Origin of the sequence: Winogradskyella aurantiaca (assembly GCF_003362725.1) — a bacterium.
Taxonomy (GTDB): domain Bacteria; phylum Bacteroidota; class Bacteroidia; order Flavobacteriales; family Flavobacteriaceae; genus Winogradskyella_A; species Winogradskyella_A aurantiaca.
On the sequence record NZ_QKTV01000002.1, the window covers coordinates 160,417 to 176,451 of the forward strand.

Annotated in this window: 18 protein-coding genes; all 18 read right to left on the bottom strand. The window is 33.4% G+C overall.

Annotated features, from left to right (window positions below):
• Positions 1-35: 35 nt before the first annotated feature.
• Entirely contained in the window at positions 36-743 is a 708-nt protein-coding gene (locus DN064_RS04890) for an acylneuraminate cytidylyltransferase family protein (protein WP_232827388.1), read from the bottom strand.
• On the bottom strand, positions 743-1,900 hold the full coding sequence (locus DN064_RS04895; RefSeq protein WP_157962235.1) for a glycosyltransferase: 1,158 nt from the start codon (positions 1,898-1,900) through the stop codon (positions 743-745). The genes DN064_RS04890 and DN064_RS04895 overlap by 1 nt, the downstream gene beginning before the upstream one ends.
• A 3-nt stretch (positions 1,901-1,903) precedes the next feature.
• The gene (locus DN064_RS04900; protein ID WP_157962236.1) at positions 1,904-2,518 is read right to left on the bottom strand and encodes a class I SAM-dependent methyltransferase; all 615 of its coding nucleotides are present in this window, start codon (positions 2,516-2,518) and stop codon (positions 1,904-1,906) included.
• Positions 2,502-3,359, bottom strand: a complete 858-nt coding sequence (locus DN064_RS04905; RefSeq protein ID WP_232827390.1) for a polysaccharide pyruvyl transferase family protein — start codon at positions 3,357-3,359, stop codon at positions 2,502-2,504. Before DN064_RS04905 ends, DN064_RS04900 begins: the two co-directional genes overlap by 17 nt.
• Before the next feature lie 3 nt (positions 3,360-3,362).
• A complete protein-coding gene (locus DN064_RS04910; protein ID WP_115461513.1) occupies positions 3,363-4,445 on the bottom strand; it encodes a glycosyltransferase family 2 protein in 1,083 nt (360 codons plus the stop codon).
• A 21-nt stretch (positions 4,446-4,466) separates the two neighbouring features.
• Positions 4,467-5,012, bottom strand: coding sequence for a class I SAM-dependent methyltransferase (locus DN064_RS04915; RefSeq protein WP_157962237.1), 546 nt, complete (start codon positions 5,010-5,012; stop codon positions 4,467-4,469).
• Between the two features lie 123 nt (positions 5,013-5,135).
• Positions 5,136-6,389, bottom strand: coding sequence for a glycosyltransferase family protein (locus tag DN064_RS04920; protein ID WP_115461515.1), 1,254 nt, complete (start codon positions 6,387-6,389; stop codon positions 5,136-5,138).
• Between the two features lie 24 nt (positions 6,390-6,413).
• A complete protein-coding gene (locus DN064_RS04925) occupies positions 6,414-7,016 on the bottom strand; it encodes an acyltransferase (protein ID WP_115461516.1) in 603 nt (200 codons plus the stop codon).
• The gene (locus tag DN064_RS04930; RefSeq protein ID WP_115461517.1) at positions 7,013-7,945 is read right to left on the bottom strand and encodes a glycosyltransferase family 2 protein; all 933 of its coding nucleotides are present in this window, start codon (positions 7,943-7,945) and stop codon (positions 7,013-7,015) included. The genes DN064_RS04925 and DN064_RS04930 overlap by 4 nt, the downstream gene beginning before the upstream one ends.
• Positions 7,942-8,781, bottom strand: coding sequence for a hypothetical protein (locus DN064_RS04935; protein ID WP_115461518.1), 840 nt, complete (start codon positions 8,779-8,781; stop codon positions 7,942-7,944). Before DN064_RS04935 ends, DN064_RS04930 begins: the two co-directional genes overlap by 4 nt.
• A gap of 9 nt (positions 8,782-8,790) precedes the next feature.
• Complete coding sequence (locus DN064_RS04940) at positions 8,791-9,531, bottom strand: class I SAM-dependent methyltransferase (RefSeq protein WP_115461519.1); 741 nt, start codon at positions 9,529-9,531, stop codon at positions 8,791-8,793.
• Between the two features lie 6 nt (positions 9,532-9,537).
• A complete protein-coding gene (locus DN064_RS04945; RefSeq protein ID WP_115461520.1) occupies positions 9,538-10,383 on the bottom strand; it encodes a glycosyltransferase family 2 protein in 846 nt (281 codons plus the stop codon).
• 10 nt (positions 10,384-10,393) lie between these two features.
• Positions 10,394-11,299: a glycosyltransferase family 2 protein gene (locus DN064_RS04950; RefSeq protein WP_157962238.1), complete on the bottom strand. Its 906-nt coding sequence runs from the start codon at positions 11,297-11,299 to the stop codon at positions 10,394-10,396.
• 50 nt (positions 11,300-11,349) lie between these two features.
• The gene (locus tag DN064_RS04955) at positions 11,350-12,477 is read right to left on the bottom strand and encodes a glycosyltransferase family 4 protein (RefSeq protein ID WP_115461522.1); all 1,128 of its coding nucleotides are present in this window, start codon (positions 12,475-12,477) and stop codon (positions 11,350-11,352) included.
• Positions 12,474-13,370, bottom strand: a complete 897-nt coding sequence (locus DN064_RS04960; protein ID WP_115461523.1) for a glycosyltransferase family 2 protein — start codon at positions 13,368-13,370, stop codon at positions 12,474-12,476. Before DN064_RS04960 ends, DN064_RS04955 begins: the two co-directional genes overlap by 4 nt.
• Positions 13,370-14,374, bottom strand: coding sequence for an ATP-grasp domain-containing protein (locus DN064_RS04965; RefSeq protein ID WP_115461524.1), 1,005 nt, complete (start codon positions 14,372-14,374; stop codon positions 13,370-13,372). Before DN064_RS04965 ends, DN064_RS04960 begins: the two co-directional genes overlap by 1 nt.
• The gene (locus DN064_RS04970) at positions 14,371-15,060 is read right to left on the bottom strand and encodes a hypothetical protein (RefSeq protein ID WP_115461525.1); all 690 of its coding nucleotides are present in this window, start codon (positions 15,058-15,060) and stop codon (positions 14,371-14,373) included. The genes DN064_RS04965 and DN064_RS04970 overlap by 4 nt, the downstream gene beginning before the upstream one ends.
• Positions 15,053-16,027, bottom strand: a complete 975-nt coding sequence (locus tag DN064_RS04975) for a methionyl-tRNA formyltransferase (protein WP_157962239.1) — start codon at positions 16,025-16,027, stop codon at positions 15,053-15,055. Before DN064_RS04975 ends, DN064_RS04970 begins: the two co-directional genes overlap by 8 nt.
• Positions 16,028-16,035 lie beyond the last annotated feature (8 nt).

Here is a 16,035-nt window from a genome sequence, read left to right on the forward strand (position 1 = left end):
ATTAAGCTTCTCAAAAATAGCATAAAAGACAGGAATTAAAAACTCTTTCTTGAGTCCGGTAAATAGAATATTTCCTTCCGATAATGACTAAAAATGAATTCCGCATAATCTAAATCTGTTGCCGTATCTATATCAACAGTACCAAATATATGATCAACTATATAAGGGTGTGCTTCTCTGGTGATGAGCTGCCCAGATTTTATAATATCCCTTGAAGCTATATATAAAAGGCCATTCTCATAATACCAGGGATTCATATCCTGACTACGCTGTCCTGGTTGATAATTTCTTGGAACGAATCTATGGTCATTAATTTCACCTAATTTCTTTAATTGAGGACTAACAGTAAAAAGAGAATTGGAGCCTCTTGATTTATAAGCCTTTAGGGCGCTATACAGAATACCTTGCGGCCTTAACGGATTCGTTGGCTGCAAAAGTATGACGTCCTCTACGTCAAATGCAATTGAATCAATAGCATGTTGTATTACCTCCACAGTTGTGGTTTCATCCATGGCTAGTTCAATAGGCCTGTCGATGACCTGAGCCCCATATTTTTGGGCCTCTTTCTTAATATTTTCATCCTCTGTAGAAACAAAAACAGGAATATCTTTTAAGCTGCTTAATGCATATAATATACTATGGGTTAACAAACTATAACCTCCTAGAGATCTTAGATTCTTATTCTTTAATCGTTTAGAAGCACCACGTGCTGGTATAACTACAACTAATTTTGATTCTATCATCATGTTGATATTGAAATACTTTTATAAGCATTGAAAACTCTTGTTTTAACAAGTTCATAATCCAATTGAGGTTTTATGGTAGTTTGATTAAATTCAAAGGCCTGTTGTTGGAGTGCTTTATCTGTAATCACTTTTTGAATCAGCACCTTTATTTCTTCAATATTTTCCGGATCATTAATTACTAATCCATTTTGTCCGGGTGTAATTATTTCCTCGGAAACACCACCTGGATTTGACTGAATCGGGAAAGCCCCCATAATAACAGCTTCTAATAAGGTGTTGGGCATTCCATCTGAAATGCTGTTACCAATATACAAAAGCGATTTTCCCATTAACCTCATCACCTCTATTTGTGAAATTGGTTTTGAACTTTTTATCAGTAATATATCAAATACCCACTTAAGCTGCTTCTGTTCAATAACATTTATCACTTCTTCATCAGCGCTGAAGATAATAATCCTATAATTCTTTAATTCATGAGAAATCAATTCCAGAGCTTTTAGCACGTTGATGCAACGCCCTATTTCTCCTTCATAACCCTTAACAATAATGCAATTTCTATCGTTTAAATTGGTTTCTATTAATGTCTCAACCATATCCAATTTATAACCACCACCTCCTGGGAAAACACCCAAATGAGATCCTTCAAACCCTAAATTCTTCATTAATGCCACATCTCTATTACAATCACTAAAAGCATAGTTAACTCTACCAAGCACTCTTTGAATATTAGTTTTTAATTTTGGAAATGATTGGTGGTAATATAGATCACTGCCCCAGGAAGAATATATCCAATAAATATTAGGATACTTTTGCATAATACTAATTATAGGAGTACAAGATAATTGCAACGCAAAACTGTGCACAACATCAGGTTTTACTTCATTTAAATAGCCTTCAAATACCTCGTCCGTCCTACGTGAAATTAACTTATTTACAACCTCAAAAGCCCAAGGAAATAATTTTTTTAGACGATAGTATCCAGGTAACTTTAATTTCAACTTCCATGAATCCCTTTGATGCAACCAAGGCAAATCCAAATAAGAACCATCTGAACCATTTATATCAAAAAAATAGAGCTCAAAACCACAATCCTCTAGCTGAGAAATCCATCTCTTAAAATGCACAGACTTTATCGAAACAAAAAGTATTCTCACCAATTAGTTATTAAGACTCAAGTTAAAAATTGATTGATCCCGCCATTCTTTGTAATCCAGAATGATATAGTCATATCTATCAATTAACAATTTAATATCATTCAATGTGTAATCACTTAACCATCCATTTGCACTCCGTGAGAGATTCACGCGATCTGAACATGCATAGGACAATACGACTTTTGCAACCTGGTCTTCATGTAACTTTTTAAAAACCAAATCCAAATTATAAACATACTCCAATACCCCACTAAAAACAGCAGCATCATATGGTGTAAGGTCTATTTCTATCGGGTTGTTTAAATCACATATTATTGTTTCATCAAAACGCTTTACTAAGTCAGAAGGAGTGTAATTTTGTTCTTTACCCAGAACCGATTTTAAATACATGTTACCCGCTCCAAATTCTATAATATTAGTACTGGTGGAAAGAAAAGTTGACATCACGTGGGTCCTTTGGCTCCAATCATCCTTTAGCTCATCAGTTTTCTTCCATCGCTGTAAATCACTCTCCTCATTTTCTTTTAAACTTTTTGTTCTTATGCTCATTTTTCGCTCCAGAACCCTTTGTCGACTTCTCACAAATCGATTATATATCCACTTAACTAATTTCTTCATCCTTAATAGTTATGTTACTATAATTAAAAGGACAACTTATTAATAATCCTTTTTGTAATTGACCTAGTACCAGTTTTTCTGGAAGTGTAAAGTGATTAGGGGAAATATCTTTGAGGTCCATCAAGTCAAAAGAATTTTGAAAATCACCCACTAAGGTGCCTCTTAAACCAACGGAAGCAAAATAATCAACAAACTTAACTCCATCGCCAAACAACTTATCTGAGAATTTCATCCAAGCTGCCGGAATCTCATAGGCGTGTGAGACAATTAGACCATGTAAAGATGAGGAAATTACTCTCTCACATTCCATGATTGATTTTGTAGTTTCCTCAACATCATTGGTCATTAGATCAATGACCTTAATTTCAGGATTTTTACTCAGAGTCTTTTTTACCTTATGATAATCCACATAATGCGGAATTATGCCTAATGAATATTTCTTTTGAACCTTTGGTCGAAAAAATAATGGTAATAACAACGCCGGATCTCCATAAACTTTAGGCACCTGATAACCCTGATCAATTAAACTTTCTCGAGTTTTAGGCCCTCTAACAGCTAGAAATTTCGCAGATTTGACCTTCTGATCAGAAGAAATTATGCCACTACCCCAAACAATACATTTTGCAGTAGCATGGGCAAGAATACTACCTACGGTTAAATAAATAGGTTGCTGCAAATCAAATATCCCGCTGTTTGTTGGCCTTACAAAAACCACTTTCTTACCTGATAGCTTTTCTACCAAATAAGGACCGATAATGTCCCCATAATTATCCAGGCTCTTACCCATTAATTTAGTCTCACTCCACCAGAAAACTCGTATCCTGTTACCTCCAAATATCATTTGCTAAAGACTTATGATTAAAGTAATTCTTTTTAAATCTTCAGAAATCCTAAAGCTATAATTATGGTCACTGTATTTAAAAACAATTTGCTTAAGAATTAAATCATTCACCTCACTCATATTTAGATACACTTGAGTTGTCTTATTCAGTAAACTCTTGAGTTTAAACTTTAACGACCGTGCAATAGGAGATTCTGTAATTTCAATTTTTACAACCTTAGATGGGATTTGCATCAATTGCACTTCAAAAAAATGATTTAAAACAGACAGATTATTATTCAATTTAATAGTCTGATCTGGATTCTTTAAACGATCTAAATCATCAAAATTCCAACATTGCCCCCATTGTTTGGTATTAGCCATTGTCCTTTTAGTGGATTTATTCCAAACAAAATGCTGTTGATTTAATCGAAGCGCGTGTTTATACCTTGGTATGACCGATAACTCATTCTTCAATTGACGTGGAAATTTCTCATGCCATTGATGAAAAATTGTAGTATCATTTAGATCCTGAGTACATCCTGACATAACCAAGCGGTTATTAATATCCTCGTCTTCAAATCCATAAAAATGAAAAAACTCATCGTATCCAGAAACCGACTCAAAAGCTGCTCTGGGATAAAGTCCAATCCCAAATGTTTGACCAATATGAGAATGTCCAAGTTCTAAAATATCAAGTGGAAACTTCAATTTAGAAGTTGATGATTTGGTTAAATAGGCAATTTTAAACAGTGTAAACTTGGAGGCATCCAATAACCCATGGCAACATTCAATAAAATTTGAAGGAAATAACACATCAACATCTGCCGTTAAAACAAAATCAGATTGAACAGATCTAATACCATAGTTCAAAGCTTTGCTCTTATTCCATAGTAAACCCGGATGACCAACATAATAGTAAGATATGTTGTCAACTTCATTTATAAATGTCTTTAGTTTTTGTGATCTATTAGCTTGGCTACCATAATCCACAAAAACGATCGAAAAATCCTGACTCGATTGTACGATTAGAGACTGCAAAGAATTTTCTACCAATTCAACATTTCGATCTCTGTAGGCATAAATAATGGTTATTCTATTCTTCAAATTTTCTACAGCTTTAATTGTCTAGAATTCACAGCAAACCATATTTCCCTTTTGTAAAAGGTAAATTTGTTTGACGTCTTTTTCCATATATTTTTTGATACAATTCTTTAAGGTATATGGACTAAACCAATAATTATGATCAGGATGAATGAGTTCTACAAATTGATTCTTCCTTTTGTAAAACCTTTGCTTTTGTTCATTGGAAAAAGCATTCGGTGCGGTAATCAAAAACTTTTCTGCCCTAACTTTTGACAATCCCTCCAAAAATAAACGAACATTGTCCACGTGCTCAATAGTTTCAGGAACAAGACATACATCATAACTTTTATCTTTTAATTGGCTAAAGTCACTAAAATAATTACCTGAAACGTATTTCTTTAAATTATTCAAACCATCTAAATCAATATCAAAACCATCAATAGCCTTGGTATGTTTTGACAATTGAATGTGAAGATTATTATCGGGGTTAAAAACTGGCCAATCTGTGCATCCAAAATGAATAACCGTCTTGTTTTTACATAAATCCGTGAAAAATTCTAATCGATTATCAATTGGTATATAGGTCATTTTTTGCACCCAATAAGGATTACTGCTCTTGTAAAAAGGCTGGAACCACGGTCTTTTTAAAAATCTTACAGTTCTAACCTTTAGTTTGTATAATTGATATTTAATCATCATTCTTTGGGATAACTAGATAAGTTTATCGTTCTCAATAACGTCTTTAAGATACTCTTTTGACAAATAGTTCATTAAATCAGGCCTGTTTAATACTAATGTACCAGGATTTGTTTTCCATTGCTTATACAATTTTCCAATAGCCTGACTTAGCTCTTTAACCTTATCAAAATCAAATATATAAGGATATTCATCGCCCAGTAAACGCTTGCATTCACTGTAATATGGACCAACAAAAATTATTGGTTTATCAGCAGTCACACAATGGGAAAACTTACCAGGTAAAAACGGGCTGATTTCAGATTTAGCTTCCAGAATCACATTAACAGACACCGTGTTTTGAAGGTTATATACAATTTCAAAAGGCATGTAGTCCCCACTCACATACAGAGAGGGAAGTTCTTTGTATTTACCTTTAAGATATTCCGTGTAGACTGAGGACTTTCCGATGAACATCAAACTGCTTTCTTCGCTTGCTTCTGGATACTTTTGAAGAAACATAGTATAGGCCTCAATAATTATTGAAGGGTCTCTCAAATCCAGTAGGTTTCCAGCATGCAATATGCTAAAACAATTTTTTCTGAAGAACTCAGGTAATTTCATACTGTCGCCGATTCCTTCTGGAATTTGATGCGGGATCACAAGTGATTTGTTTAAAACTGGGGTATAATAACTCTGTAACCATTCTTTAAGTCCAAGACTTGGAAATACCACCCTAAAAGCTTTGTCGCATACTGCTCTAAAGAACATTCGCTTCTTACGATAGCCATGTGGAACATAATTGTAGGGTCTAGGATATAATTGTTGTGGAAAAGGGTCGTGAACATAGGCATACCAGTTCTCATGCCATTCTTCAAGATCCAGAACAGCCTTATGGGTTCGGTAACTGTTGCCCATACTTAGGGTCCAGACCATATCATAATCCTTAGAGTTAAAAGATTTCAATGACTTTCGCATACTCCTAGAGTCATTAAAAAACCCAAAAGAAAAACCAAATAACTTATCGACGACATCACTTAAGTCCCAACCAAACCATCGGTTAAGTAGTCTTTGTATTCTGCTAAGAACATAAAGAAAACTTGACTTACTCTCGTAAACGGCCATACAGGATATACCCTCTAAATCGATGTCTTTCTGAGAATAATGGAGGACTGTAATCGCATAATCTAATTTTTGAAAAGCTTGTATTAAGGCTAACCTCCCTTTAACACCACTGCTCTTATCTATATCTATAGATTCTGCCAGAATTAATATGCGATACTTACTCATTAAGGAATACTCTTCTGTTATGGATTACCAATGGTCTCTCCAATTAATACCTTTTTTAACTACTGATGCAGTATTTCCTGCAATTAGCACATTTTCCTCTTCAAACTTCTTATTAACCACACTTCCCATGGCAACAAGCGTATAAGAAGCAATTTCAGTTCCAGGTGCAATTAAGCAGGAAGATCCAATGTAAACCTCAGACCCAATCTTAATACTCAAATCTTTTGTACCGGTTCTTGTATATAAAGACCCATGTGTCCAAAATTCAGAATTACGACCAGCTATCCATGTATCATCGCCTATTTCAATAGAATTACTTAGGTCAAAAAAATGATTGTTGATTACTCTTGAATTTGAGCCGATACTAAAATTATTCACTCCAATAAAATTATTGGATGAATGAATTTTGGTTTGAGCACCAATATATAATTCATTGCATGAAAAAACAGTTCTATTTGAAATGACCACACTATCACCAATCTCAACCTTCTTACAATTTATAAATACACGCCCTAATTGTACATTTCTCCCAATTTTATATTTAAAAAACAGGCGGTAGGATAATACTTTCATTCTAGAGGAAGGAATGTATTTAATAACTGTTAAAACAAAACGCTTTAGTGTCATATCACGGTCTTAAGTCTCTTTAAGGTTCTCCTAATTGGCAAACTATAAAACTTAAGCCTCAGAATAAAACGATTCACCAAATTTAGTTCAGCATTTGTCATTAATATATTTATCAAATCGATATCGTTAAAACCTAGGGCAGTATTTATTAAATAATTGCTAGTTCCTGGTAATAGTTTCCCTTTTTTCTTAAGCATGTTCATTATGAGTTGAATTGCCTTCTTTTTTGACTCTACCCTTTCTTGATTTCCGCTGTAAAATTCATAGGTGTTAGAATGCGGATGCTTCCTATTAAAGTAAAGGATTTTGTTTAACAAAATACCAACTGAAAAATCAACCAATAGCCTTGTATAACACTCCCATTCTTCAGCATAAGTCAGTTCTTCATTAAATCGTTGGCCTGTAAAACACATCGCACGCCACATCACAGTGCAAGAGGCCATTGGAGTTTTATAGGTAACAAAATCTTCATAAAAACTAGTATTGGTAATAGAGTAATCTCCATTAGGCAGATAAGCGGAAGTCACCTCTGGAATATCTGTTGTAAACGGCTGTTTTAAATAATGACAAAAAAAGGCATATAGATTGTTTTCCAGATAGTTACAGCATATTTCTAAGAGTTGTGGGTGCGCATAATCATCATCATCAATAAATAAAATAAACTGACCATTAGCCATATCAAGCCCCATGTTTCTAGATCCAGGCAGGCCTTTGTTATAAGTATTGTTTCTTAAATAATATTGGAATCTATTATCTCTACCGCTATAGGTTTCTATTATATGTTGTGTGTTATCTGTTGATCCATCATCTATGATGATACACTCCCAGTTAGCACACGTTTGCTGGCTAATACTTTCCAGACTCTTTTCAATCAGGTGTGCCCTGTTAAAAGTAGCCATGATGATAGAGACGAGACCTGTACAGTTCATAATTTAAAACCACTTATTAGCTTTTTCAGCAAACGCTTGACTCTTTTTTTTAGTGAATTTTTGTGCACATATCCTTTAAAAGACTTATCCTTAAAAATTACTGGCTTCTCTTTTACTCCTTTAGGTTTTAGTTGAGTCTGAGCTTCAGAAAACACTCTACTAATTCTCTTTGTATGCACTTTTGACACCCCAAAACTTCTGGCATGCCAAGTATGGTATAGTAATGGTTCGTTATTATGATTATAAAGCACATTGGTATAAACATCATCCTTAAATAGCTGTTCTGCATTCAAATACAATAGTTTCTGACCTTGTCTTAATAACCAAAAATAGAAGCAATAATACCCTTCAAAGAGGCTGTTTTCGTCATAGTTATGCCGTATAAACTGATTATTGATCTGGAATTCGTTTTTAAAGATGTATTGATTTTTCAAAACTTCTTCTTTATTCCAAAATTGCTTTACTTTTTTAAAATCCAATATTGAAAAGTAGGTGTTAATTGCATAAGGACTATGATGCCTTATTTCATGAACACCGCCATCCTGCATGCCAGCTAGAACATAAGAATTATGGTGCATATACTTTATTAAATCCTCAATAGCCCCAAAATCCAATACAATTACATCTTCATCCAACATTATTAACCAATCAATATCCTCTTCCCAAAGCATTTGCATCATGTAAACGATGCTATGTATACCATACATACCATTTCTTCCATCAATAATATAACGCCTCACACCCTCAGGATGATACAACGAAGATTTTTTATAGAGTTTAAAATTATAAACAGTGGTTAGGAATGCTATATGATCAACATGACGAAGATTGGTCATTTAAGTCTGCTATTTAAGATGAATAACAGCTGAAATCGAATCTGATTCAGACATTAAACCAATTCCACAAGAACATTTTAAATCTATGTAGTTAAAAGATGAACTGCCACAGCGATAACATTTTAAAGGCAATGTGGAACGTTTATAGATTTTAACTGATTTAATTTTTTCAACGACAGAGCCTAGTTCTTCTTTAGAGAATAAAGACTTAGGTTCTCCATTTATTAAGCTATCAAGGTCAATCTTATTGAATGTAGCCAATTGATGTTCTAACGCCAACAATAAGTGGTATGGACCAAAATATTTCTTCCTAAGTTCTTTATAGAAAATATGGCCAGGATGAGAAGTCTGTAGATCTTCAAGAATGTAAACACCACCAGGATTTAAATTATTTAATCCTTGGATCAAACAATTTTTTTGATGAACAGGCCTATGACTTCCATCTTCGATAATTAGGTCGAGTTTGGTATCAATAGCTTTAAAAAGCTTAATGATTGACTGCTTAGAATCCTGATCCACATAATAGTATTGAATTCTATCGTGTATAGGCCATTCTTCTTGAACAGGAAGTATATCAGCTGCATGAATCATAGATTTCGGAAATCTTTCAAAAAGCCATCTAATAGAAGCCCCTTTAAAAACTCCAAACTCAAGAATATGTTCAAATCCATCCATACCTTTAAATTCTTCTTCATAGAAGGGTAGATATCGATGCCAGAATACTTTATCTGAATTATTGAGATCCTTCACCTAAATTTAATTTCGTTTTTTAGCGATCGATTTTATCTTTCTAATTGGGTTCAGTATTTGCTGCCCCAGACGAAAGTCTAATTTGTTTTTAGTTTTAAGGACTTGAAATTCTTCTTGCTTGACCCTATGAATAAAGTGATCTAAGAGGTCCTCAAAATCCTCCAGATACAAATCTTTGTGTTTTAAGACTATTTCTTTAAACTTGTCTAACTTCTTGCTTCTTATACGATCTGTTGTAGAATTTACCCGTACTTGGTAATTAAATAAGACTTCATCAATGACATGAGCCCGACCTCCAGTTTTTAATATGTTTAGGTATAATTCCCAATCTTCAAAACCTAAGATGGGGAGATTCTCTTCATATCCATCACATCTGTACCAATCGCCTTTCCTAAACATGGAACTGCCTAGAGCGGAATTAGCAAACAAAAAGTTTTTAAAAGAACCACCTCTGGGTTTGACAAGCTCTGAATGTCCAGACTCACTAAAACGATTGGCCCAGCAGGTCACTATTCTAATATCCTCATTTCTGGAGAGAAGTGCAACTGCTTTTTCGCAAAACTCAGGTTCAAAATAATCATCTGAATCTAAATTTAAAATCAATTGCCCTTTAGAGACTTTTATACCGTTGTTCCTCGCAATGCTTTGTCCTCTATTTTCTTGGGTAATTAGCTTGGTAATGCGTGGTTCAATTGTGCTTAAAACCAATTTAGTCTTGGCGTTCGAACCATCATCAACCACAATTATTTCAATATTCTTGTAGGTCTGTTTTAAAATTGAATCGACAGCTTTGGTAACAAACTGATCATCATTATAACATGCTATAACTACAGATATCATTTCTTTCCCCATATTAACAATACTACTTTTGGGAGTTAATTATAAAACGCCTGAGAAATTTAAGGAAACTTACTGGACTCTTATGAAAAAACCTCAAATAATACCTCAATAAAAACAACCATTCTGAATTATTTAGTTTTCTGCTTTGTTTTATATTTTTTTCATACAGCATCAAATAGAAAATAAGGGTTCTCTTATTGAGTTTTGACCCATATCCTCTTATTAAATCAGAAAAATATTTCTGAGAAGCTACGTCTTTCTGTCTTTTCAACTGAGAGTTACCAGTTATATTGACATCAGACAATCTAAAGATTACTTCCGCTTCATTAATAGAATATATGGGCTTCTCCTCTGAAAATTGAACCCAAGCCATATCATCACTATGGTAGGCCAAGGGGTAATCTCTAAATCCATATTTTAAATACGAATCCCTTCTAAACGCATATTCAGAAAGAGAACTACGCATACCGTTTGTTTTTCGTTCCAGAAACTCAAAGATATTTTCTTTAATAGGGTGGGTATAAGCCTGTGATAACTCTTGGGTTTTCATATTTAAAACTTTGGAAGCGAATCTAATGACATTAGCCTTTTCATTAAATTGGTGATAATTTTTATAAAACTCCTCAACCAAATTAGAACTAACTGTATCGTCATCACATAATATCATTATCCATTCCTCATCTATTGACATGTCAATGCAACGACACCATTGCTGTGCTAAACTCTTACCTCCTAGATTGTTCTCAAACCTTTTATATCGTATCGGGCATTCAAATTTTAATTTATCTAATAAATTCACCGGTGCAGTCCTACTCGCATCATCGCCAATATATAATGAAAACCTCTGGTCGGTCTGGGATAGAATTGAATTTAAAGTGTCTTCAAAAAAATCTGGTTTATAATAGGGTATAATAATGGCTAAACTCAAATTCAGAATTTTATTTCATTTTTCTTTAGGTTAAAAAAGATGATAGCTTATTAACATAACTCCATAATTACTTGAAAATACCTAGGACAAATTCCGTCTGGTGTGAATTTGGAGAATTCTTTTCTATTATACTCCCCATGTGAAGTCATTAATTCCTTATCTTCCATGTACTGATTGATACGCATCGCCATTTCTTCAATATCTAGATAAGAAACCACAAAACCACCTTTTTCTTCAATAATTTCCTGAGTTCCGCTAGCCTTTTCAAAACAAATTATGGGTTTACCCAACATCCCAACCTCAATACAGACCAAAGGAAATGGGTCTTCTCTTGACGTTAATAAAAATATGTCCATTTGATTAAAATGATCACTAATTTCCATTATCTCTCCTTTAAAAAAAATAGACTCTTCTAAACCTAACTTTCTAATATCTTCTCCTATGGTCAATCTCTCTGCATTATTTAGCTTTCCATACCATCTAAACTCAACATTCTTATTATACATTTTTAGAAAATGGCGAGCTACCTGAATAAAAAGATGAGGTCCTTTACGCCAACTAAAAGATCCAGCCCCACCAACCACAAAAACACCGTTAGATTGATGAGAATCAGTTTTAGGTCTGATTGTACTTACTTCACGAATAACTTTAATTTTTTCCTTTTCAATTTCAAATTCATCTTCTAACTCTTGTTTTAGACTATTTGCTGGCACAATAACTCGATTGATTTTATCGACATAGTCGCCCAGGTTTGGGAGCTTTTGACTTATAACGGTTTTAAATTCATGGATATGAGTGACCAATTTTGACCCTGGATTACTATCCTTAAGTGCTATTGCAAAAGGTATTGAAACCACGCTATTGGCATAAATAATATCAAATTTGTCCAATTCATTATTCTTTATAAAGGAATCTCTAAAAATGTCATTCTTAAAAATCCTTAATCTCATTAGAATACGATTTACCATACTCCCGTAAAACAATTTTTTTTCAGCATCAAAATTGTAATAAGGCCTTTTTAAATCCTTAAATTCACCTTCCATCCCCCCCCCTCTAAGAGCCACTATTTCAAAATAAATATTGGGGTAATTAACCACAATCCAATTCAAAAACAATAAAAGAACCTTTGGAGCCCCTGTTCTGGATGTATCATGGGTAATAAATAGTATCTTTTTCAAATCTTTAAGAACATTTTAATATGGTATAACTTCGAGTAAATTTTATATTTAATAGATTGAAAACTATACACTGGATAAATAGAACTAATTAACCTATTTGTATCTCTTAACTTCTTATTAATTGGTCTTTCATAAACCTTTTGTGTTAATAAATACTTCTTAACAGTTCTAATAAAAATCAAATGAAGCCTGTATGCATGAACTAATGAATTTCTATTTCTATGAAATCTACCATGACTACCATCAGCATGAATTCGGTAACAGCCCATTTCATCATCTAAGACATGTATTTTACCATTTGATTTATCCATAATGAGTAATGATATTGCCCAATCGCCAAAGGGTGAATATTTAAATAAAGGATGAGGCAAATTGAGACAATTCTTTCTAAAAACTATGGAACATGTTGCGGTATAATTTCTGTCTACATAATCAATTATAGAATATGTCATGTACTCATTGATCCCAGGTAAGATACGCTGCTTACCATTAAATGAGTTTAGTTCTTTCACATTATGTCCGCATATTCCGAATTCTGGATTTTTTGTTAAAAAACTTACCTGTTTTTGTAATTTATAGGGTGCTGTCCAATAATCATCGCCTTCACAGATAGCAATGAACTTACCCCTTGCTTTTTCAAAACATATTGGCCATGGCTTTATGTTTTGAGAATAAATATTTTTTGGTTGATATATTGGCCTTATGAACTCTGGATAATTATTTTCAAATTCCCTTATAATTTCTTGTGATGAATCAGTGGAACAGTCGTCATGAACGATGATCTCGTAATCGAATGTGCAATTCTGAGTAACTAAACTTTCCAGGCACTGCCGCAAATATTTTTCATTGTTATAAACGGTACAAACTACACTAACTAGAGGTAATCGAACCATTAGCTCACAATTATATCCTTAAAAAATACATCATTGCTCAAATCCTTAAATTTAAAATCTGTCGGTTTTATTTGCAAAACCCATTCCATTATTAATCTTGGAAGATCAACCCCCAAAGCATGAGTAAATGGATAACCACCACCAAATCTTGCATTTAAATCCAAAACATAATGTAACCCATTAGAAGTTATAACATCCATATCCAAATTACCAATATGTTTAAGGGATGATGCAATCTCTTGGCCTAATGTTCTTAAATCTTTGTTATCCTCATAAACAGCAATATCTGTTTCGCCTGATCGCATGGCTAATTTCCGTTTAACATAAGTAAAATAATAATTAGAATTTAAATCATTCACAATATCTAGACCATACTCGTCACCCTCAATATATTCTTGGTAAATGATTTGTTGATCTGGGGTAATTGCCGATTCATATTTTAAATAGGAATTCTTAATTTCAGTTTTAACATAATCATCAAAAAACTTCAACTCACTTACACTATGGATCTTCCTAATTCCTATAGAACCCATCCCCCATCTTGGTTTGAGCATTAGGGGAAATGCCAGAATACCATCTTGATTAGCCTTGATTACCGAGTCCACATCAATAAAACTTCTTGGTACGGCCACACCCTGAGATTTTAAAAACTTGTAAGTAGACCATTTGTCATTACAAATTCTTACAACTTCTTCATTTGAAACAACTACCGTAATTCCATGAGATTTAATTATGCTTTTATATTTTGCCAGAATTAAAAGATCAACATCAAATAATGGTACAATGAGTTTAATATTCTTATCGGCACAATAGGACAAAATAAAGTCAATATATCCATCGTCATATATTTTCGGTGCTACTATATAGGCATCTGCCGCCTTAAATGATGAACAAAGGCGTTCTGAGTTACATGTGTGGACTTTTCCTCCTATCGGATTAAATACCTTCTTGAAGTAATTAACCATGTACCCTCTTCTTCCACTACTAGTGAGTAATACATTCATTCTTCAACTTTAAAATACTTTTTGAATTCACTGTCTGGATGAAGACCTTTTATGTATGACTCTTTATATACATAAACCGTAAATTCATATAAAGCGTAATTATGCTTTAAAACAAAGAATCTACCCAGATCATCAATTATAAAATTCAATAGTTTTGGAAGATTGGCATAATACACTTGGGTTTGATAAAAATCAACAAAAGGTGATATAAAATTAAAACTGATTCCTTTTTTACACATATGAAAGGCATTCCTCAATATGTTCTGGCTAAACCTCTCCCAATCCCCAATTTTGGATTCGCGTCTTTGATGGAAAACGCCGCTAAGTAAAAGGTAATCATAATAATCTTCACCTGGTGTCACAGCCAAATCCCTGTTATAAAAATTAATGTCAGGATACTTATTCCGACATTCAGTAACATATTCATGTAAAATTTCCGTCCCACTGTATTCCCAGTTCAAGTCTGAGAAGTTAGCCAGCATAAACTCATAAAGTTGTGCCAAGCCCATTCCAACATCGTGTACAGTAAACTTCTCTTGTTCGTTCTCAAATATTCCACATATCTCATTAAATCTTAGTCTTTTGTGAGCTTGGGACTCGCTGCTAACCGCCATTGAGGTACCTTTATGGTTCTCATAAAGGTTCCTGTAAACCTCTTCCTGATTTTTACGAGTTGGATTATTCATTAATAAATAACTGATTTAAATTTGATTCAAATAATCTATAGGGATTAAAAGCTCTTCTTAATATTAATGGCTTAGAATCATACCTTTGAATTTTATCCAATTGAAGTATAAAGTTTGAGTTGTTACTTGTTAACCCAATCATTCGTTTACCAGTGAGGACTACAAATAACGAATCTGATGCGAAGTCACTTGGTTTTTTCTTTACTATTAATGTTACCTTTCTGAGAAAATATACTTTTTTATTGAAATTAAACATTGGACCTAGATATTTATAATGTTCCTGTGTTGAAGCCAATACGAAATTATAAATTTTATCGAGAGGCTTTGTCCAATCAATTACCAAATCATCTTTTTTCCATTGCCATTTTTTAAAGTATTTATAAAACTCAGGGTTATGGTCAATTTGTCTTTCTTCAAGAAAGCCACTTCTAGATTCAATATTTCTCAAAATCGGTACCATTAATTGCGCACCTTTTTGGCCAAGTAAATTGAATAATTGTTGTGGAGAATATGAATTTGGGAATGGAATATCTAATTCTAATTGATCTATAATGCCGCCTGTGTCAAATCGTTCATTGACATAGTGTATAGTAGAACCACTTTTTATCACACCATGCAAAACTTGCCACCTTGTTATAGAAGTTCCTCTAAATTCGGGTAACAGCGAAGGATGCGTATTTATGCAACCATATTTTGGAAAACCAAACACTCTTTCCGGAAGCAGCTCATACCAACCGCCACCAAGAACTATTATATCAGGATTTAAAATTTTAAGTCTTTCAAAGAACATCTCACTTTTAATAGAATCTATTCTTACAATTGGAATATGATTTTTCAATGCAAGGTTTTGTTCTGAATTAAAATTTTTTATTCGTTCAAAATTTAAAAGTTTGGATGATAAATAATAGGAAATTCTACTGAGATGAAACGCCAAAGAATCATGCCTCTTTGGTTCCTCATCTTTCAACACCACTC